Source organism: Variovorax sp. 10N420 (genome assembly GCF_056394705.1).
On the sequence record NZ_JBFTIJ010000005.1, the window covers coordinates 295572 to 314421 of the forward strand.

An 18850-nucleotide genomic window follows, 5' to 3' on the forward strand; every position below is an offset into this window, starting at 1 on the left:
GTCAGGCCTCGGCTTTTTCACGGCCGATCGAGAACTTCCAACCGGCCGACTCGAGCTTGTCAACCATGGGTTGGCCGAAGGCGGCGCGGATAGCGTCGGCAGTTTCCGGAACCCGATCGATGTCGTCGAATTCGTCCTGCTTGCCTTGGATGATGACCAGCAGGTGCGCATCCTCGTCCGACACGTTGACGAAGCGGCGCGTGACGCACGGCGGCAAGGCGATGACGTCGAACCGCTCGAGGATCGTAGATTCCTCGCCCTTGTCGCCCCACTGCATCTCCCAGCGGCCCGTGAGGCACATGAAGGTCTCGTGGGTCTTGTAGTGCACGTGCAGGCCAGGACCCTGTCCGGGCGGGCACACGACGATGCCCAGGCGAAACACGCCGGCGTCGCCGCCGATCACTGCAGGCATGGGCGTGATCTGGCCGGGCATGGGGCCGGGCGACATGATGTTGTAGGTGGCCTTGGCAGTGATCAGCTCGATGACTTCCATGGGAACGCCGAGCCTTTCCTGCACGCGTGCCTTGGTGGACACCAGGTTCTTGAAGCGGGCGATTCGGGACTTCATCTCCTCTTGAGACGGTGTGATGCGGTTCATATGCGGCATTCCTTCATGGGTGGACAACGTTCAGGATTTGATCGCAGGCGTTGGCGTTGTGCATGCCACAACGCTAATGGGCAGAATTAGGCGTTATGAATAACGTTGACCGTAGGCTCCTGCAGATCTTCCTGACCTTGATGTCCGAGCTCAGCGTGACGCGGGCCGCCAATCGCCTGGGCGTCGGCCAATCGGCCGTCAGCCAGAGCCTGACGCGGCTGAGAGAACTTTTCTCGGATCCGTTGCTCCTTCGCTCGCGTGGCGGCATGGTGCCGACCGACCGGGCGCGCGATCTGGAGCAGTCCGTTCGCAAGCTGCTGGCGGACTACGACCGGTTGGTGGCACCCCCCGAGAAGTTCGATCCGGCAATCTCGCGGCGCCGATTTGTCGTCTCGGTCCCCGAGTACGCTGAATATGTGCTTATGCCGCACCTGCTGTCGCGCTTTCGCGTTGCGGGGCGCGGGTTGCGCTTGGAGGCACGCGCGCCGCAGCCGGACCGGGCGGCAGAAATGCTGGAGAGTGGCGAGCTGGATCTGCGCATTGCCTGGCTGCTCAACCCACCTGCATCGATGCGCTCGATGCCGCTGTTCCAGGACGAGATCGTGTGCCTGGCCAGCCGGTCGCACTCGCTGGTGCAAGGCCGGCTCAACCTGGACCAGTTTCTCGGTTTGCCCCACGTCTACACGCTGGGTACGGGCCGCTCCACGACTTCGCAGGTGCTCGAAGCCGCGGCGGAGGGTGAAGGCCGGCGCTTCGATCGGTCGTTCCTGGTCCAGAACTTTCTGACGATTCCCCACATCGTGGGTCGCACCGACATGCTGGCGACGATGGCCCGGCGCCTGGCCGAGTCGTTTGTCGCCCAGCACAACCTGCAGTTGCTGCAGGTGCCGCTCAAGCTTCCGAAGATCCGCTACGCGGCGTACTGGCATGAGCGGGGTCAAAGGGATGTCGGCCACCGCTGGCTGCGCGAGCAGCTTGCGGGCGCCGCGCGAGCGATCTGACGATCAGTCTGGCTAAGCGCCCATGCCCGGGAAGGCGCCCGACCATGGCGACAGTTCGAGCCGCAGCAACTTTGCCGGCTCGGTCCCGCCGGGCAGGGGAGACGCGGTGCCTCCGTCCGTGATGAAGTAGGCCACCCGACCTGCCGCGCCCGGTCTGCGGCTCCATGCGCCGCCGGACGGACCCACGACATCGAGGTTGAGCGGGTCACCGGCGACGATTTGCGTGAAGCCGCTGTTCTCGCCCGGGTCCATCGAGACCAGGTCGATGCTGTTCTGCCGGTGTGTGGTCAGGTAGATGGCCTGGGCCTCCTCGTCGAGGATGAAGTCGTCCCCCATCCGTCCGGCCACAACGACTTCAGGTTCGCCCGCGGGCAAGAGCGTGGCGGGGTCGACCGGCACCCGCATGAGTAGCTTCTTGGCGGTCGCTGTGTAGTACACGTAGTTGGATTTGGCTGCGTAGCGCACGCCATTCACGCCGGGTTGCTCGGGCTTCATCTTGCCGGGGAAGTGCTTCATGCTGCTGTGCTCTAGCCACACGCTCGCCTCGGGCGCCCGACCCGGCGAACGACCCTGCAGGTCGACGCGCCAGATCAGGCCTGAGAAGCTGTCGGCCACGAGCAGCACGCCAGGCGCGACGAGGCACATGCCGTTCGGTGCACGCGTCGCGGTCGGGAATTCGAAGGCCAATGAGGGCTCGACCGTGGTGCCCGGCCGCCAGCCACGCAGGTCGACCCGGTGCAGCCTGGCGTCCGACCGGGGTGCATAGGCGTTCGCGGCGATCACGTAGAACACATCGGGCTCCACTTCAGCGATGCCGAGAAGCGGTTGCCCAAAGGTGTGAAGGCGAACCGGCTCGACCGTGCTGTTGTTGGCGTCCGGTGGTGGCACATACCAGAGCTCGCGCGTGTTGAGCACGGTCACGAGAAAGGACTCATCGGAGCGCACCACCAGGCTTTCCAGGAAGTACTTGCGCGGAAAGTTGGCGACGGTGGTCACGCGGGCCTGTGGCGCCCGGTTGTGGGGCTTTCGGTGTCCGTCCGCGGCTGACGCAGCCGCCCGGGCGCTCTGGGACGCGGCAAGGGAAAGGCCCGTAGCCCAGACGGGCGCAGCGACAAGCAGCGCGCGGCGATGCAGGGGTTGAGTCGTCGGATCGGTCTGCGATGAGTCGGGTCGGTTGATCATGAGGGTTGTCTCCGATTTTTTGGGTGGATCAGGCGGCATGCCTTGCCGCCCCGGGTGAAGAGGCGTCGATCCGCTCAAGCAGCCCCTGTTGCTCGGCGCGTGTCGCCGCAAGATTGCGCAACTTGACATGTCCGAAGCCGCGCACCTTCTGCGGGAGGCGCGCGAGCGCCAGGACCTCCGTGCGAGTGTCGGCATCGAGCCGGGGGACGATGCTCTCCATGAGCGCCATGTATTCGTCGGCCAGCGCGCGCTCGATACGGCGTTCGGCCGTCCAGCCGAAGATGTCCAGCGGCGTACCACGCAGGAACTTCATGCGTGCCAGGATGCGCAGTGCGGGCTTCATCCACGGGCCGAAGGATCGCTTGAGGGGCCGGCCCTTGTCGTCGCGCTTGGCCAGCAATGGCGGCGCCAGGTGGAAGCGCAAGCGATAGTCCCCTTCGAACTCGCGTTCGATCCGCTCGAAGAAACCCGAGTCCACGTACAGGCGTGCGACCTCGTACTCGTCCTTGTAGGCCATCAGCTTGTACAGGCTGATGGCGAGCTCGCGGGCGACCCGGTCGCCGCCGCAGCGCGCGGCCTCGACCGCGGCGAAGCGCTCGACAAAGCTGCGGTAGCGGTGGGCATAGCCTTCGTTCTGGTAAGCGATGAGCCGCTCGCAGCGGTCGGTGAGGATCGACGCGAGCGACGGCGTGCGTTGTGGAAGCGCGATCACGGATGCCGAGGCGCCGAGCCCGGCTGCCGCGTGTGACTTGCCCTCGTCGATGGCTGCCTGCCGCCCCCACGCGAAAGCGGCCAGATTCATGGGCACTGCCGTGCCATTCAGTTCAATGGCTCGCTTCAAAGCGGTCTCGCCGAGCGGAACCAGTCCCTTCTGCCAGGCAAAGCCCAGCATGAAGACGTTGGTTGCCACGGCATCGCCCATCAGCGCGGACGCAAGCCGTGAAGCGTCGACGGTCACGGTTTGGGCGGTTGATCGCCGCACCTGCTCAAGCAGCTCCTTGGGGCGGCCCTGCCACTCGGTGTCCCGGGCAAAGGCGCCAGTGGGAACCACTTCGGTGTTGACGATGGCCCGGGTGCGCAATCGGTCCGACACGCCCATGCCTTCCTTGCCGGCCGCCACCATCAGATCGCAACCGAGCAGCAGGTCGGCCTGGCCGTCGCCGACGCGAGCGCCATGCACCAGCCGCGGCTGCGCCGCGATCCGCACATGCGAGGTGACTGCGCCGCCCTTCTGGGCCACGCCGGCCATGTCGAGGATGACAACGCCCTTGCCCTCGAGATGCGCCGCCATGCCCATCAGTGCGCCGACCGTCACGACACCGGTGCCGCCGACACCGGTGACAAGGATGTTGTAGGGGCGATCGATCTTCGGCAGCTCGGGCTCCGGCAGGCCGGTCGGGACCTGAGCGCTGCGCTTTTCCGGCTTGCGGCGGTGGCCGCCTTCAACAGTGACAAAGCTGGGGCAGAAGCCCTTGACGCAGGAGAAGTCCTTGTTGCATGAACTCTGATCGATGGTGCGCTTGCGGCCCAACGGCGTCTCCAGGGGCAGGATCGAGACGCAGTTGGACTGCACGCCGCAGTCGCCGCAGCCTTCGCACACCTCGTCGTGGATGACAGCGCGCCCGGGCGGGTCGGCCAGTTCCTTCTTCTTGCGGCGGCGACGCTTCTCGGCGGCACAAGTCTGCGCATAGACGATCACCGAGACGCCGGCCTGCTCGCGAAGCTCGCGCTGGACCCGGTCCATGCGGTCGCGATGACTGACGATCGCATCCTTGGGCAAACCGCCACGATCAATCCACGCTTGCGGCTCGTCAGACACCAGATGCAGATGCCGGACCCCTTCGGCCGCGACCTGCTGCAGGATCTGCGCGGCATCGAGCGAGCCTTCGATGGGCTGCCCGCCCGTCATCGCGATGGCATCGTTGGCTAGGATCTTGTAGGTGACGTTGGCCTTGGCTGCGAGCGCGGCTCGGATGGCGAGCGAGCCGGAATGGTTGTACGTGCCGTCCCCGAGATTCACGAAGATGTGCTTCGTATCGGTGAAGTGCATCTGGCCGAGCCAGGACGCGCCTTCCCCGCCCATCTGGGTGAAGGTCGAGGTGCTGCGGTCCATCCAGGTCGCCATGAAATGGCAGCCGATGCCGGCCGTCGCTCGCGAGCCTTCGGGCACCTTCGTCGAACCGTTGTGCGGGCAGCCCGAGCAGAAATACGGCAGGCGCTGGGGCAGGCTCGGGTCCACTGCGGCAATGCACTCGATCGCGCGCTGTGCTTCGAGCCAGGCACGACCCTGCGGTGGCAGAGTGCTGAAATTTCCATCGGGGAACAGCCGGTCGGCGATCGCCTTGGCAATCATCGAGGGCGTCAGTTCGCCAGAAGCTGGCAAGAGCGCACCGCTGGTGCCCGAGCGTGCCCACTCACCGGCGCCGGTGTTCTTGCCGACGATGCGCGGGCGCTGCTCGGGCGGCGCGGCGTAGAGCAGATCTTTGATCTGCGTCTCCAGGATCGGCCGCTTTTCCTCGACGATCAGCACCTCGCTCAAGCCGCGCGAGAAGTTTTCGATGCCATCGGGCTCAAGGGGCCACGTGACGGCGATCTTCATGAGGCGCAGGCCGATCCTGCGCGAGACGTTTTCGTCGATGCCAAGCAGTGCCAGTGCCTCGAGCGTGTCCAGCCAGCTCTTGCCCGTCGAAACGATACCCAAGCTCGCCTGCGGCACTTCCCAGGGCTCGGTGTTCAGCTGGTTCTCGCGCACGTAGGCCAGCACGGCCTGAATCCGGTGATCCACCAGGCGCTTCTCCTGCTCCAGCGGCGCGTCTGGCCAGCGAAGCGAGAAATCAGACGCCGGCCCGTCGACGTCCTGCGGAACTCGGGTCTCGATGGCCTGCGGGTCGATATCAAAGGAAGTCGTGGTTTCGATGGTCTCGCTGATCGACTTCATCGCCACCCAGCAGCCCGACCATCGCGACATGGCCCAGCCATGCAGGCCGAGCTCAACGAATTCAGCCACGCCCGAGGGATTGAGGATCGGGATCATCGCGGCGATCAGCGCATGCTCGCTCTGGTGCGCCAGCGTGGACGACTTGCAGGTGTGGTCGTCGCCGACGATGGCGAGCACTCCGCCATGTTTCGCAGTCCCCGCAAGGTTGGCATGCTTGAAGACGTCGCCACTGCGATCCACGCCGGGGCCCTTTCCGTACCACATGCCGAAGACCCCGTCTGCCGTGGCATTCGCATCGAGTCCGACCATTTGCGTGCCCCACAGGGCGGTCGCTGCAAGTTCCTCGTTGAGGCCGGGCTGAAAGACGATGCCTGCGGCGTCCAGGTGCTTGCGGGCCTTCCACAGTTCCTGGTCCACCGAGCCGAGTGGCGAGCCGCGGTAACCCGAGACAAAGCCGCGTGTGCGCAGGCCGGCATCCGCATCGCGCACCTTCTGCGCGAGCAGGAGGCGTACCAGTGCCTGGGTTCCAGTCATGAAGACGCGTCCGCGCGGCTTGATGTACTTGTCGTCAAGTGTGGGCTCGGATTCGGGCGTTGCGATGGTGGTGCTCATGGACGACCTGTTGTTGTCTCGTGAAGAATTTGCAAGCCGGGCGGGGCCAGGCGATCGATGAGCGCGGCCAAGCCACCCGACTGCTTCTCCTGCTGCAGAAATGCGTCGAGATACGGCAACGCCCCGGCGCGTTCCCTGGGCAATGCAACCGCCTGTTGCACCGCCGTGAAGGCACTCTTGAGTACGCGCTTTCCCGGCTCCTTGGCGGCGATCGGAGCGAGTTGCACGCGCAGCCCGGCAAGTGCGTCCAGTCCATCGCGGCGGAAATGCTCGATGGCCTGCTCGGGCGTGTCGGCCTGAACCAATTGCGCATGCCGCAGATGCTGCTGCAGCCACAGCTCGTAGGCGCTGCCCTTGAACACCGCGATGCGCACGCCCGGAGCGTCCACCTGCGCAACGTCCGTGAAGGGCGACCCGGCTGGCACGAGGTAGGTTGCCTCGATACCGGCGTACGGATGCGAGAACACCGCGTTGCCGGCACGGAGGGGGTCCGCCGCCAGGAAAGCCATGGACCAGACATCGTTCGCGGCGTCGGCCATGACTTGCCCGGGCGTCTCGTAGTACACGAATTCCAGCCGGACATCGAGTGCGGACGCAAGGCGGCCGGCGAGCGCTGGCGCGACCCCTTGCGCACGGCCTGACCGGTCGTCCTGGCGCACCAGCAGGATGTTGCTGAGGTTGAGCCCCACGCGCAGTGTGCCGTCCACCAGCAGCGCCGCGCGGACCGCAGCAAGAGCTTCGGGGTTGGACAGCAACGTCATGCTGTGTATTCCGTGGCATTGACGAAGGCATAGTGGATGGTGAAATCCGCCAGCCGCTGCGCAATGGCCGCACGCACGGCTTGCGCGTCCTTGCCGAACACGCGCACACGCAGTTCGACCGCGCCGCTCTTATTGGTGTACACGTGGACGCTGCAGTGCTCGGCCATCGGCGCCAGCAATGTTGCGAACACCCGGCGCGCGGCGTCTTCACGCAGCTCGGCCTTGATGGGCTTGCCGACCGCCGTCAGGGGAATGCGGTCGACGACGATGATCTCCTTGGGCACGGCCGGCGGTTCATGAATGCGTTCGGCCGCCAGGCGCAGCAGCTCCTCGGGCGAAGCCACTTCCCCAGGGCGCAGTTCGACGTAGACCACCGGCACCTCGCCGGCATGGGCATCCGGGCGGCCGACGGCGGCGGCGGCGGCAACGACCGGAATGGCGAGCAAGGCTTCTTCGATGTGCGCTGGCTCGATGTTGTGGCCGCCGCGGATGATCAGGTCCCGCCGGCGCCCGGAGACCCGCAGATAGCCCTCGGCATCCAGGCTGCCGATGTCACCGGTGACGAAGGAGCCGTCCGGCAGGAATGCCCTGGCATTCTGGCTGGCATCGAGATAGCCCGGCGACACACCCGGACCACGCACGACGATCGTCCCCGGCTCATCTGTGACGCATTCGCCGCAGATGTCGCCGTTCTCGTCCAGGCGCACTATGCGCAGCGTCGTGTACGGAACACGCAGGCCCGAGAAGCCCGGCTTCATCCGGCCATCGCGCGGATCGGCCGTAGCATTGCTGGTGTTCTCGGTCAGCCCGTAGGTCATGAGCGCCTGGGCGCCGGTGATCTCCTCGATGCGCTGCTGAACCGCGGTGGCTACACCGGTCGAACCCGTAAAGAAGCGTGGCCGCAGGGTCGAAAGGTCTTCACCCTGCGGCGGGTTCTTGGCGAGCACGCCGAGGGTCGTGGGCACGCCAGAAATGAGCGTGATGCCGAAGCGCTCGACGTAGCGCCAATAGTTAGTCATGTAGCGCTTGTCGCGCGCCCCGTGAATGCTCGGAATGACGACGCTCATGCCCGAAGCAATGGGCGTCAGACCGCGTGGCGACAACCCGCCGATATGGAACAGAGGCGTATCCGACAGGACCACGTTGTCGGCATCGCCACCCGGGCCGATGCTGACGCGAGTAGTCCATTGGCGATACAGCAAGCCGCCGTGCGTGATCTTCACGATCTTTGGGCGCCCCGTCGTTCCGCCCGAATGCATGTAGGCAGCCAACGACGAGGCGGTGGTCGGCGGTCGCGAGAACCCGAGCTTGTCGCCAGGGTGGGTCTGTGCCGTCGCGAGCAGATCGCGCGGTCCCATGGGCGCAAAGGGGTCGTTCAACGAGAAGAGTGTGGGCGCGGCTGGCAGGCGTGCCACGGCTGCCTGCACGTTGTCCCAGATGCGGAATCCCTCGGTCGGACCCAGGGCGATCACGACCTTGGGCTTCACGGCGGCGAGCAGGTCCGCGAGGGCGTCCGGCTCCAATAGCCAATTGATCGGAAACGGGCGCCCGGCAAGAAAGCCGCCGATGAGCGCGGCATAGAGACCGGGAACGGTCGGCGACACGATAGCAACGGCGTCTGCCTGTCCGACGCCGCTGGCTCGAAGCAGATTGGCAACGGCGATCGAGCGCTTGGCCAACTCAGCATACGACCAGGTCTGAATGTCACCGTCGACAGCGCCGCAGTGAGTGGCGCTGAGCGCCTGCTTGGCCGGATCCAGGGCGCAACCTTCGAGAAGGTTGATACCGAAGTCCCAGTGCGGCACGCGCTGTTCAAATGGCGTGGCCTCGATGGCTTCGATATCCGCCAGGTTACGGATGGGCGGATGGCGTCTGCCTATGTCGACACTCGTATTCATTCCGGTGCCCCAGGTTTGAGCCGCCCCGCGCGGAAGTCGAGCACGGCCGCGTCTCGAGATTCGCCGTTGGCCTGCCTCGCGAGCAGTTCATAGCTCTTGGCAGCAGTGAAGGCCAGTGAGGCATCCCAACCCATCTCGGTTGCGTACCGATACGACTCCTTGGTCAGGCGGAGCGCGGCGGCGTCTTTCCCGGCGATCTCATGCGCGAGTGCGAGCGTGTGCGCAAGAAGCTGCTCCGCCGGCACCGCCTCGTTCACCAAGCCGATCCGTTCCGCATGGATGCCGTCGAACGGACGCCCGGTCAGCGCGAGCAGCAGCGCGTCGCGCGGACGCAGGATCGAAGCCATTGACTTGCTGACCGGTCCGGCAGGAATGTGCCGGAAGTTGATCTCCGACAATCCGAACCGGGCCTTGCGGTCCGCAATGGCCAGGTCGCAGCATTCCACCAGCGAGAAGCCACCGCCGAAGCAACTGCCGTTCACCATCGCGATGGTCGGCTTGGGAAAATGGCGCAGCAGCCTGTAGCGCCATTCGGATGCGCTCTGGATCATTCGCTCGCGCGATGCGGCCGTGCGGTCTTCCTGTCCGAAGAACTCCTTGAGATCCATGCCCGCGCAGAAGGCCGGACCGGCACCGGTGATGACCACGACGCGGCAACGCTCGTCGGCGCGAAGCGATTCAAGCGTCTCGATCATGGTCGTGATGAGCGCCGCGTTCATGGCATTGCGCTTCTCGGGGCGATTCAAGGTGACGATCGTCACGGGGCCGTCGGATTCGATGAGTACGGGGGAGGGGTTGTCTGTCATTGCGTTGTCCTGCTGCCTGAGCACGATTGGGTTCGAGCCGCAGTCTAGGAAGCGCAGCCTTCGGACTCCATCGCCCACTCGCGATGACAGACATCAGTTCGCGTGATGGAAACTGCGTTGACTTCCTAGCAGCATGCGCTTCTCATCGTCAGCTTCGCTTTTTCCATTCAAGGAGTTTTCACATGCGTCATGTTCCCCAGATCGAAGCCGCCGATGCCCGTCGCGTTCTTGATGCTGCGCTCGCTTACGCACAGTCGAAAGGTTGGTTGGTCGGCATCGCCGTCGCCGATGCCGGCGGCCATGCATTCGCCGTCCAGCGGCTTGATGGCGCACCGGCACCCACCGCGCAGATCGCCATGTCAAAGGCGAGAACGGCTGCGCTGTCGCGCCGCGACAGCAAGCACTACGAGGACGTCATCAACAACGGCCGCCCGGCATTTCTCAGCGCTCCTGGCTTGGACGGCATGCTCGAAGGGGGCGTGCCAATCGACGTGGAGGGAGTGATCGTTGGCGCCATCGGTGTGAGTGGCGTGCTGCCTTCGCAGGATGTCGACATTGCGCGCGTTGGCGTGGCGGCGCTCGGCTTGTAGAGTCGCAGCGCACTCTAGGGCGAGAAGGACTTGAACGCGTCGAAGATCACGCTGCGCAGCCACTTGTGTGGGACGCTGTGGTTCGTGCGGTCGTGCCAGTAGAGCGTGCACTGCACGTCCGGCAGGGCGAAGGGTGGGTCGCGCACATCGACGTCCTGCGGAAGCGCCAGGCGCTTGAGGAATCCACGGGGAACGACAGCGACCAGCGCCGCGCTGCGAACGATGTCGACCACCCCGGAAAAGTCCGGTACGGTGAGCGCGACCTGCCGCGTCCGTCCCAGGATGTCCAGGCGTGCATCGATCAGTGACTCCATCTCGCTGGCCCGGCCGAAGCGCACCTGCACGTGTGGAAGTGCGCAATATGCATCGATCGTGAGCGGCTGCGGCATCACGCCGCACGCCGCTACACAGACGGCGGCATCCCGATAGAGCCGGCGGCTGTGCAGCCGGCCGGTAGGCACGGCCGCGGCGCCGATACCGATGTCAACGCTGCCTTCCTCCATCCACTCGCGTACACGGTCCCGGTCTGAGCGGTGGAAGCGCAGGTGCAGGCCCGGCGCCTCCTGACGGATGCGCGGCAGGGCTCGTTCCAGGAGCAGCTGGCGGGCGTAGTCCGTAGCAGCGATGGTGATCGAGAGGTTCCAATGCGACGGGGCCGAAGGGGTGTGGCGAGCTGTCGCCAGCAGGTCGACCCGGGCCAGGATCTCGTCCACGGAAGCCATCAGTTCCAGCGCGCGCAATGTGGGCTTGGAGCCGCCACCGCTGCGCGTCAGGATGGGATCGCCAAATATCTTGCGCAAGCGGGCGAGCTGGCCGCTCATGGCGGGCTGGCCAATGCCCAGCACGTGCGCCGCCTGGGTGACGCTGCTTTCGTTCACCATCGCCCGCAGTGCCCTGAGCAGGGCAATGTCTAGGCTCTTGGTATCACGCATCATGATGTTCGACATTGATCCTGAATGATGGCACGGACTTCGGTCGATTCCTAGACTGCTGGCTGTTGGTCCACACGAACAAGCAGGAGACATCGATATGCCCATCCGGAGCGCCCCCACGCGCAGACTCATATTGCTGGCCGCCCTGGCCACTGCGCTTGCCGCGCCGCAGGCCACCGCGCAGACGTCGCAGATTGTCAGGCTGGTGGTGCCCTACGCCGCAGGTGGCCCGGCGGACCTGCAGGCACGCCTCTTCGCTCCGGGCCTGCAGGCGGCGCTGGGACAGACCGTCATCATCGAAAACCGCCCCGGGGCCGGCAGCCAGATCGGCGCACGCTATGTCGCGGCGGCCCACAAGGACGGCAAGACGATCCTGATCGGGAACGCGTCCACATTCGCAATCGTTCCCTCGACGCAGAAGAACCCCGGCTTCGATCCCCTTCGCTCCTTCACGCATCTCGGCCTCATCGCCGAGACCGATACGGCGCTGGTCGTGAACCCGTCTTTCGCAGGGGGCACAGTGAAGGATCTCGTTGCCTACGCCAAAGCCAACCCCGGCAAGGTGTCGTACGCATCGGCCGGTGTGGGCAACGGCGCGCATCTGATCGGCGAACTGCTGCAGTCGACGGCCCACGTGGAGATGACTCACGTGCCCTATAAGAGCGGCGGCGAGATGATGACCGCAGTCATCGGTGAGCAGGTCAGCTTCGCGGTGGTGGACCTCACATCGGCATTGCCCATGGTGCGCGAAGGAAAGCTCAAGGCGCTGGCGGTGACCGGCCTCGCGCGCTCGACAGAGCTTCCGCAAGTGCCGACGATGGCCGAAGCCGGCTATCCAGCGGTCAGCATGCCGTACTGGACCGGCGCCTCTGTGCCTGCCGGCACGCCGGACGAGGTGGTCCAAACCCTTGAAGCCGCAGTGCGGCGCGTGACAACGAGCCCGGACTACCTGGCGGGCCTGAAGAAGTTCAGTGCCCACGTGAAGCCTACCGATGGCAAGGGCATGTCGGCACTGATCGCCGTCGACCTGAAGCGCTGGGGCGACGTGGCTCGCCAGGCCAACATCCAACTGGACTGAACTGAACATGACAACCCATTTCACTTCCGCCGACATGAACGGTCGGATCGCACGGCTTCGAGACCTGGAGCCCACCAAGCGCTCCTACGAGGGCGCTGGCACCGGCGTGCCGTCCGCGGCCTACGAGATGCTCGCGGCGCGCAACATCTACATGCTGATGGCGCCCAAGAACCGTTCCCGCGGCATGAACAAGCCGGCGGTCGAAGGGCTACCGGGGCTCGAGGTGGCCATCGTCGAGTGTCCACCGGGCAACGGCGCAGAGTTGCACGCCCACGAACGCACGACCGAAAGCTTCATGCCGCTCGACGGGCGCTATGAAATCATCTGGGGTGACAAGGGCGAGCACACGATCCTGCTCGAGCCCAATGACTTCGTGTCGGTTCCTCCGGGGGTGTATCGTGCCTTTCGAAATGCCGACGACCATGAGGCGAAGATGCTCGTCTTCATACAGGGCGCGGACGGCGATTCGATGAGCGACATCACGTACGAGACGTCGGTGGGGCAGCGGATCGAGGCACGCTTCGGGCCGGAGGCGACCGAAAACATGGCCAACATTGGCATTCGGTTTGCGCCCAAGTCAATCTGAGGTCGGTCGGGAGTTCCGGTTGAGACACACTGGGGAAAAGGTGCTTGCACGGCGCAAGGAAGGCGTGCTGCATTTGACGATCAATCGTCCGTTGGCTGCCAACGCCATCGACCGCGATGTCGCGCAGGCGCTGGTCGCCAGGCTCGCAACCGCCAAGAGTGATGACTCGATCCACGCGGTCATTCTGACGGGCGCGGGCCGGACCGTGTTCTCATCTGGGCGAGACATGAAGCGACCGGCGACTATGGACGCCAGCGTCTTCGCGCGTCAGCGCAGGTCAGAGTTGGTGGCCTACAGCCAAGCACTGCTCTCGTTCCCAAAGCCTTTGGTCGTCGCCTTGAATGGAGTAGCGCTTGGCGCCGGCCTGATGCTCGCGCTACATGCTGATCATGTGGTCGCTGCTAGTCACGTTTCTCTGGCACTGCCTGAGATCGACCTGGGAATCGCAACCTACATTGGGCACGCATTGATTGCAGACTCGGTTGGCAATGCGGTGGCTGACCAGCTCGTACTGTCCGGCCGTCGCATGGATGCAGCGGAAGCGCTCGATTGTCAACTGGTGCACGCAGTTGTGCCGGGCGGCGCTCTCATGCAGGAAGCGGAGGCCGCCGCCTCGATATATGCGGCTAAGCCGTCAGCCGCGTTCGAGGCCATGAAGGAGTGGATCCTAGCTCGCCGCCGACGAGCTTTTGATGCGGCTTTGGACTGGGCTAAGCGCCAAGGATAGAGAAGGTTAGGGCCGACTCGAAGGAAGCGCAGAGCGCCGCAAGATTGAGTCCGTCGACCGGGCGCTGCTCACCAAAGTCTCGCCGAAAATGAAAAAGCCGGTCTGAGCTCTTGGCCAAGTCCGGACACGCAGATGGAATACCAGCTGGGCGGCGCGGCGTTCGACCGACACTGGTCCGACGATGCTCAGCTCCGCTGATCCCCTCTCGCTCGGCGAGTACGACACGCTGACCACACCTGAGATAGACCAGTTCGCCCAATGGGAAGACTGGGTTTGCCGGCTGCACGGTCGCATGAGCTTTGAGCGGCGTATCGGTGCGCCGTACAAGGGACGTCTATCCGTCCAACGTGCTGGGCGGACGCAGTTGGTACGATTCCATGGCCAGCGTGCTTCGCTGAGCCGTACTGAAGCGCCGATGTGGGCGGGTCCCTGCGAACCACTTTCCTTGAATGCCGTTCATACGAAACTTCCTCGCCATCTTGCAGCTATCAAGACGCATGAGTGCACCGCCGGCTGAGCAGGAAGTCTCGTCGTCAAGGGTCAAACCGGATAACTATTTCGGGTTGGCTTTTCGCCTGATTCTCCAACAATGCGCTTCACGCGAGCGCCGTCGTGCGCCGCGCCGAGCGCGCCCACACCGCCGTCATGAGCGCCGCGAGCAGCACCACCGGCAGCATCGCGGCATTGAGCCGCGTCCAGCCGAAATGGTCGAGCGCGGGGCCGGCCGCCAGCGTGGCGCAGGCCGTGCACGCGTTTCGCAGCAACTCGGCCACGCCCTGCGCACGACCGCGTTCCTGCGGGCGGTAAGACTGGGCGAGCAAGGTCGTGCCGCCCACGAACATGAAGTTCCAGCCCACGCCCAGGCAGAATAGGGCGGCATAGAACGCCGGCAGCGTGGTCGAATTCATCGCCACTACGGAACACACCACGTTTAGCACCATGCCTAGGCTCACCACGCGCGCCAGGCCCCAGCGCTGGATTAGCGCGCCCGCGAACAGCGAAGGCGCATACATGCCCACGAGGTGCCACTGCATGATGCCCGCGCCGTCGTTGATGCTGTGGTTGCAGGCTACGGCCGCGAGCGGGGCGGCCGTCATCACGAGCATCATCGACACCGATCCGACCACGTTGTTGGCCAGCGCGGCGATGAAGATGGGCTGGCGCGCGATCTCCTTTAAAGGACGCCGCGGCCGCGTGTCGACCAGCGTTCCCTCGGCAGCCCGCGCCTGCGTGTCGCAATAGCACGAGAGGATCAGCACGACCGAGATCGCGCCCAGCAGCGCCACCATCAGGTACGCGCCTGCGAACAGCGCGGTCGGAAACAGATCCTTGCTCCACGCCGCCAGTGCTGGGCCCGCAATGGCCGCGATCACGCCGCCAGCCAGCACCGACGACACGGCGCGGCTCTTGTCCGCCGCGGCCACGCCGTCGGCGGCGGCCAGCCGGTAGAACTGCGCAAAGGCCTGGTACACGCCCACCAGCGCCGTGCCCACGCAGAACACCCAGAAGTCGTCGTGGAACACGGCCCACACCGACACCAGCCCGCCCGCCGTGCCCGTCAACGCGCCCAGCGTGAAGCCGCCGCGCCGGCCGATGCGCTGCATCAACAGCGAGGCGAACCACGTCATCACCGCGCTCGCCACCGTGATGAGTGCGAAGGGTAGCGTGGCCAGCGACTTGTCGGGCGCGAGCATGTGGCCCGTCAGGGCCGTCAGCGTCAGGTCAATGGAGACGGCGGCCGTGTAGAGGGCTTGGCAGGTCGCGAGCACGCGCACATTGCGGCGGTCGGTGGAGGCGGTGTTGGTCATGGGCGAAAGGGGGTTGACAGCACTCATTGTGCGCAGCGACACTGAGGCAAGAATGACGTATTTCCCTCGTTAAATGACATGACGCGTTCAGTTTCGTTTGTGCTCGTCCCCGAATTCGAGCTGCTCGACATGGCCGGACCGCTGTCGGCGTTTCAGATCGCCGCCGAGATCGGGCGCTACCGAGGCGGGCCGGCCTACGAACTTTCGGTGCAGTCGGAGCGCGGCGGGCGTGTCGCGTGCTCCACCCGGATCGAAGTGCAGACGCGCGCGTGGCGAAATTCGCAGGCCGACACGCTCATCGTCCCCGGTGGCTGGGGCGCGCGGAAACCCGGCGCCGCCACACCCGCGCTGATGCAGCACCTGCGCGCCTCGCTGGCGGCTGGGCGGCGCGTGGCCAGCGTGTGCACCGGCGCCTTTCTGCTTGCGGAAGCGGGGTTGCTCGACGGGCGCCGCGCCACTACGCACTGGCGCCGGGCGGCGCTGCTGCAACGCAACTTCCCTCGCGTTGCCGTCGATGCTGACCGCATCTTCGTGCGCGACGGCCCGGTGTGGAGCTCGGCGGGCATCGCCGCTGGCATCGACCTCGCGCTGGCCATGGTCGAAGCCGACCTGGGCGCCGAGATCGCAGGCGCCGTGTCACGCGAGATGGTCGTCTACCACCGGCGAACCGGCGGTCAGTCGCAGTTCTCGGCGTTGCAGGACCTGGCGCCGCCCAGCGATCGCATGCGCGCCGTGCTGGCTCACATCGGCGAGCACCTTACGGCCGACCTGAGCATTGAGCGGCTGGCTGACGTGGCCTGCGTGAGTCCGCGCCAGTTCATGCGCGCCTTCAAGAGCGAGACGGGGCAAACGCCGGCCAAGGCCGTAGAACGCATCCGCGCCGAAGCTGCGCGTGCGCAGATTGAGGGCGGCGACAGCAGCATCGAAGCGGTCGCGCGGCTCACGGGCTTCGAAGACGCGGAGCGCATGCGGCGCGCCTTCGTGCGGGTGTACGGCCAGCCGCCGCAGGCGCTGCGCCGTGTGGCGCGCGCGGCGGCCTTGCAGCCATAGCAGCCATAGCAGGTCAGACCACGCGCCGCGGCGCCGCCGTGGCCGCCTCGCCGCTGTTGGGCGTGGGTGTCGGTTCGGATCTTCAATGCGTTCTTGAGGCAGCTACGGTGCATGTGATTCTGTGATTCGTCCATCTCGACGCCGTATAGCGGTGCGAGAAACCATGCCGGCTCGTCTTGGCGCTCCTCGCGGTTACGGCTGCAGGGATACCCCATGTGCAGGGCTGAAGCGAGTTCGGGTCTCTAGATTCCGCAACGCTGGGCGGCGCTACGACGAGCGCGCAGGCGTGAATTCCGACTCCAGCCACTGCATGAATAGCTCCACGGCTCGGCGGGCGTGTGAGCGCCGGGCACTCAGCGCGTAATAGCGCAGGCCATCGTTCAGCTGTTCGCCCCACAGCGGAACCAAGCTTCTGGCAGCAATGGAGGCGGCCGCCAATGAATGCCGAGTGAGACACAGCCCGCCTCCCGCCTTGACGGCCTCGATCAACGCGACTGAATCGTTGCACCGCACCGTCGCGACCGCCTCCAGGTCGATGGGACGATTGCCACTGCCGATCCACTCGGCCCAATAGTCACGCTCGGCATTGCGCAGCAAAACGGCTCCAGCGGGCAAGTCGGGCGGCGCCACTTCCTGCAGCGCGACAGCCATGGCCGGACTGCAAACTGCACATACCGTATCACCGGTCAATGCAAGCATGCGGTAACCCTCCCAGTCGCCAGCGCCAAGCCGGATGGAGATGTCGGCTCCGGACAACTCCAGATCCGTGAAGTAGCGGTGCACGTCTATGCGCAGGTCCACCCAGGGATGGGCTTGCGCGAACCCATCGATCTTGGGCGCCAACACGCACGCCGCGAAACTGCGCGCCACAGATACCACGAGCGTCTCTCGCGCGGCGTCCACCGACAGACGCCGCAAACCGCTGCCGAGCGTCTCGAAAGCCCGGCGTGTGTAGTCGTATAGAAGTTCGCCTTCCTGAGTGAACTTCAGGCCACGAGGACCGCGGAAAAACAGGATCACACCCAGATGGTCTTCCAGCGCCTTGAGCTGCCGGCTGAGCGCCCCTTGGGTCAAGTGCAGTTCTTCGCCAGCCCGCACCAAATTTTGGTGACGCGCTACTACATCGAAGAATAACAAGGCCTTAACAGAAGGCAGATTGCGATGTAGTGCGGTATTCGTTGAGCTCATATCACGGCGCGGTTTTTTCGATGGTAACGCTCCTACGAACCGCCGACCATCGGGCTCCGCTTCAACATCCATCGCATAGAGGAACAATGATATTTACTACCCTTGCCCGGGCCACCGTATGCGGTGCCTGGCTGCTTTTCGGAGCACTGGCCCATGCCGCGGGCTTTCCTGAACGAGCCATTACCGTAGTGGTGCCTTACACCGCGGGCGGAAGCTCGGACGCTCTGGCGCGCCTGCTTGCCAAGCAGTTGGGCGACCAGTTCGGTCAGCCCGTAGTGGTAGATAACAGGCCCGGCGCCGGGGCCACTCTGGGCACCGCGCTGGCAGCGAGGGCTGCACCGGACGGGTACACGGTTTTGCTGGCCGACACTGCGCATACCACGGCACCGGCGCTTTACCAACGCCTTTCCTATGACGCCACTAGGAGCTTCCAGGCGATTGGTATGGTGGGCACCACCCCTGCCATGCTGTTCGCCAGTAAGCAGTCCAACCTACACACGGTGCAGGACATGCGCACCGCCGCGCCCGGTCGTCCGGGCGGCAGCTTCACTTCGGGCATCGGGTCAGGCACTGCCAGCCAGCTCATATCGGAACTCTATCGGATTCAGTCAGGCCTCAAGATTGAGATGATCCCTTACAAGGGTTCGTCGCAAGCCGTCATCGATGTGCTTTCCGGCCAGATCGATCTCATCTTTACCAGCCCAGCATCGGCTGGGCTGTACTTAAAGTCCGATAAATTGAACGCGCTTGGGGTGACAGGCATGCAGCGTCACCGTGACTACCCCGACGTACGCACCTTCCAGGAGCAGGGCGTCCCGGGGATGGACACAGGCTACTGGTTTGCCGTTCTGCTTCCCGCCAATGTGCCGCCTGCAATTTCACAACGCTGGGAAAAGGAGCTGGCGACTGCCTTGGCGTCGGCGCCGGTGAGCAAAGCCCTGTCAGACCTTGGCATCACGCCCGGCAAACTGAACGGCGTTCAGACCCAGCGCTTCATGATCGACGACCTCACCAACTGGGCTCGCATCGTGAAGGCTGCTGGCATCGAGCGACAGTGATAGGACTGCCCAGCGCATCTTTCCCTCTTCTACGACC

General features: G+C 65.1%; 16 protein-coding genes. 7 read left to right on the plus strand and 9 right to left on the minus strand.

Features of this window, described 5'->3' with window-relative positions:
* Position 1 precedes the first annotated feature (1 nt).
* Positions 2 to 598, minus strand: coding sequence for a cupin domain-containing protein (locus AC1DEK_RS15305; protein WP_478126098.1), 597 nt, complete (start codon positions 596 to 598; stop codon positions 2 to 4).
* Positions 599 to 693: 95 nt separating this feature from the next.
* On the opposite strand from AC1DEK_RS15305, the gene AC1DEK_RS15310 reads away from it, so the two are divergent.
* Positions 694 to 1599 (plus strand): LysR family transcriptional regulator, encoded by a 906-nt coding sequence (locus tag AC1DEK_RS15310; RefSeq protein ID WP_478126099.1) that lies wholly within the window; start codon positions 694 to 696, stop codon positions 1597 to 1599.
* Positions 1600 to 1611: 12 nt separating this feature from the next.
* On the opposite strand, the gene AC1DEK_RS15315 is transcribed toward AC1DEK_RS15310, so the two are convergent.
* From AC1DEK_RS15315 to AC1DEK_RS15335, 5 genes are read right to left on the minus strand one after another with little or no spacing between them, the layout of a single operon-like run.
* The gene (locus AC1DEK_RS15315) at positions 1612 to 2781 is read right to left on the minus strand and encodes a hypothetical protein (protein WP_478126100.1); all 1170 of its coding nucleotides are present in this window, start codon (positions 2779 to 2781) and stop codon (positions 1612 to 1614) included.
* 28 nt (positions 2782 to 2809) lie between these two features.
* Positions 2810 to 6331 carry an indolepyruvate ferredoxin oxidoreductase family protein gene (locus AC1DEK_RS15320; protein WP_478126101.1) on the minus strand — a complete coding sequence of 1174 codons (3522 nt, stop codon included), beginning with the start codon at positions 6329 to 6331 and terminating at the stop codon, positions 2810 to 2812.
* A complete protein-coding gene (locus AC1DEK_RS15325) occupies positions 6328 to 7092 on the minus strand; it encodes a transporter substrate-binding domain-containing protein (RefSeq protein ID WP_478126102.1) in 765 nt (254 codons plus the stop codon). Before AC1DEK_RS15325 ends, AC1DEK_RS15320 begins: the two co-directional genes overlap by 4 nt.
* A complete protein-coding gene (locus AC1DEK_RS15330; protein ID WP_478126103.1) occupies positions 7089 to 8990 on the minus strand; it encodes an AMP-binding protein in 1902 nt (633 codons plus the stop codon). The genes AC1DEK_RS15325 and AC1DEK_RS15330 overlap by 4 nt, the downstream gene beginning before the upstream one ends.
* Positions 8987 to 9796 carry an enoyl-CoA hydratase-related protein gene (locus tag AC1DEK_RS15335; RefSeq protein WP_478126104.1) on the minus strand — a complete coding sequence of 270 codons (810 nt, stop codon included), beginning with the start codon at positions 9794 to 9796 and terminating at the stop codon, positions 8987 to 8989. The genes AC1DEK_RS15330 and AC1DEK_RS15335 overlap by 4 nt, the downstream gene beginning before the upstream one ends.
* 182 nt (positions 9797 to 9978) lie before the next feature.
* On the opposite strand from AC1DEK_RS15335, the gene AC1DEK_RS15340 reads away from it, so the two are divergent.
* Positions 9979 to 10386 (plus strand): GlcG/HbpS family heme-binding protein, encoded by a 408-nt coding sequence (locus AC1DEK_RS15340; RefSeq protein ID WP_478126105.1) that lies wholly within the window; start codon positions 9979 to 9981, stop codon positions 10384 to 10386.
* 14 nt (positions 10387 to 10400) lie between these two features.
* Here AC1DEK_RS15340 and AC1DEK_RS15345 read toward each other — a convergent pair whose 3' ends face one another.
* Positions 10401 to 11321 (minus strand): LysR family transcriptional regulator, encoded by a 921-nt coding sequence (locus tag AC1DEK_RS15345; protein WP_478126106.1) that lies wholly within the window; start codon positions 11319 to 11321, stop codon positions 10401 to 10403.
* 94 nt (positions 11322 to 11415) lie between these two features.
* On the opposite strand from AC1DEK_RS15345, the gene AC1DEK_RS15350 reads away from it, so the two are divergent.
* From AC1DEK_RS15350 to AC1DEK_RS15360, 3 genes are all read left to right on the plus strand, one after another.
* The gene (locus AC1DEK_RS15350; protein WP_478126107.1) at positions 11416 to 12396 is read left to right on the plus strand and encodes a Bug family tripartite tricarboxylate transporter substrate binding protein; all 981 of its coding nucleotides are present in this window, start codon (positions 11416 to 11418) and stop codon (positions 12394 to 12396) included.
* Positions 12397 to 12403: 7 nt separating this feature from the next.
* Entirely contained in the window at positions 12404 to 12982 is a 579-nt protein-coding gene (locus AC1DEK_RS15355; protein ID WP_478126108.1) for a cupin domain-containing protein, read from the plus strand.
* Between the two features lie 64 nt (positions 12983 to 13046).
* Positions 13047 to 13709 carry an enoyl-CoA hydratase/isomerase family protein gene (locus tag AC1DEK_RS15360; RefSeq protein WP_478126324.1) on the plus strand — a complete coding sequence of 221 codons (663 nt, stop codon included), beginning with the start codon at positions 13047 to 13049 and terminating at the stop codon, positions 13707 to 13709.
* A gap of 596 nt (positions 13710 to 14305) precedes the next feature.
* Here the strand turns inward: AC1DEK_RS15360 and AC1DEK_RS15365 are convergent.
* Entirely contained in the window at positions 14306 to 15544 is a 1239-nt protein-coding gene (locus AC1DEK_RS15365; RefSeq protein WP_478126109.1) for an MFS transporter, read from the minus strand.
* Positions 15545 to 15595: 51 nt separating this feature from the next.
* Here AC1DEK_RS15365 and AC1DEK_RS15370 point away from each other — a divergent pair, with 51 nt between their 5' ends.
* On the plus strand, positions 15596 to 16567 hold the full coding sequence (locus AC1DEK_RS15370; RefSeq protein ID WP_478126110.1) for a GlxA family transcriptional regulator: 972 nt from the start codon (positions 15596 to 15598) through the stop codon (positions 16565 to 16567).
* 267 nt (positions 16568 to 16834) lie between these two features.
* Here the strand turns inward: AC1DEK_RS15370 and AC1DEK_RS15375 are convergent, their stop codons facing one another.
* On the minus strand, positions 16835 to 17827 hold the full coding sequence (locus AC1DEK_RS15375; protein ID WP_478126325.1) for a LysR substrate-binding domain-containing protein: 993 nt from the start codon (positions 17825 to 17827) through the stop codon (positions 16835 to 16837).
* Between the two features lie 14 nt (positions 17828 to 17841).
* Here AC1DEK_RS15375 and AC1DEK_RS15380 point away from each other — a divergent pair, with 14 nt between their 5' ends.
* Positions 17842 to 18813 carry a Bug family tripartite tricarboxylate transporter substrate binding protein gene (locus AC1DEK_RS15380; protein WP_478126111.1) on the plus strand — a complete coding sequence of 324 codons (972 nt, stop codon included), beginning with the start codon at positions 17842 to 17844 and terminating at the stop codon, positions 18811 to 18813.
* Positions 18814 to 18850 lie beyond the last annotated feature (37 nt).

Bases quoted from the DNA above. Each gene is read 5' to 3' on its own strand.
- AC1DEK_RS15315 (WP_478126100.1), bottom strand. From the start codon at position 2,781: ATGATCAACCGACCCGACTCATCGCAGACCGATCCGACGACTCAACCC.
- AC1DEK_RS15310 (WP_478126099.1), top strand. From the start codon at position 694: ATGAATAACGTTGACCGTAGGCTCCTGCAGATCTTCCTGACCTTGATG.
- AC1DEK_RS15380 (WP_478126111.1), top strand. From the start codon at position 17,842: ATGATATTTACTACCCTTGCCCGGGCCACCGTATGCGGTGCCTGGCTG.
- AC1DEK_RS15305 (WP_478126098.1), bottom strand. From the start codon at position 598: ATGAACCGCATCACACCGTCTCAAGAGGAGATGAAGTCCCGAATCGCC.
- AC1DEK_RS15375 (WP_478126325.1), bottom strand. From the start codon at position 17,827: ATGGATGTTGAAGCGGAGCCCGATGGTCGGCGGTTCGTAGGAGCGTTA.
- AC1DEK_RS15330 (WP_478126103.1), bottom strand. From the start codon at position 8,990: ATGAATACGAGTGTCGACATAGGCAGACGCCATCCGCCCATCCGTAAC.
- AC1DEK_RS15335 (WP_478126104.1), bottom strand. From the start codon at position 9,796: ATGACAGACAACCCCTCCCCCGTACTCATCGAATCCGACGGCCCCGTG.
- AC1DEK_RS15320 (WP_478126101.1), bottom strand. From the start codon at position 6,331: ATGAGCACCACCATCGCAACGCCCGAATCCGAGCCCACACTTGACGAC.
- AC1DEK_RS15355 (WP_478126108.1), top strand. From the start codon at position 12,404: ATGACAACCCATTTCACTTCCGCCGACATGAACGGTCGGATCGCACGG.
- AC1DEK_RS15340 (WP_478126105.1), top strand. From the start codon at position 9,979: ATGCGTCATGTTCCCCAGATCGAAGCCGCCGATGCCCGTCGCGTTCTT.
- AC1DEK_RS15350 (WP_478126107.1), top strand. From the start codon at position 11,416: ATGCCCATCCGGAGCGCCCCCACGCGCAGACTCATATTGCTGGCCGCC.
- AC1DEK_RS15365 (WP_478126109.1), bottom strand. From the start codon at position 15,544: ATGAGTGCTGTCAACCCCCTTTCGCCCATGACCAACACCGCCTCCACC.
- AC1DEK_RS15370 (WP_478126110.1), top strand. From the start codon at position 15,596: ATGACGCGTTCAGTTTCGTTTGTGCTCGTCCCCGAATTCGAGCTGCTC.
- AC1DEK_RS15345 (WP_478126106.1), bottom strand. From the start codon at position 11,321: ATGATGCGTGATACCAAGAGCCTAGACATTGCCCTGCTCAGGGCACTG.
- AC1DEK_RS15325 (WP_478126102.1), bottom strand. From the start codon at position 7,092: ATGACGTTGCTGTCCAACCCCGAAGCTCTTGCTGCGGTCCGCGCGGCG.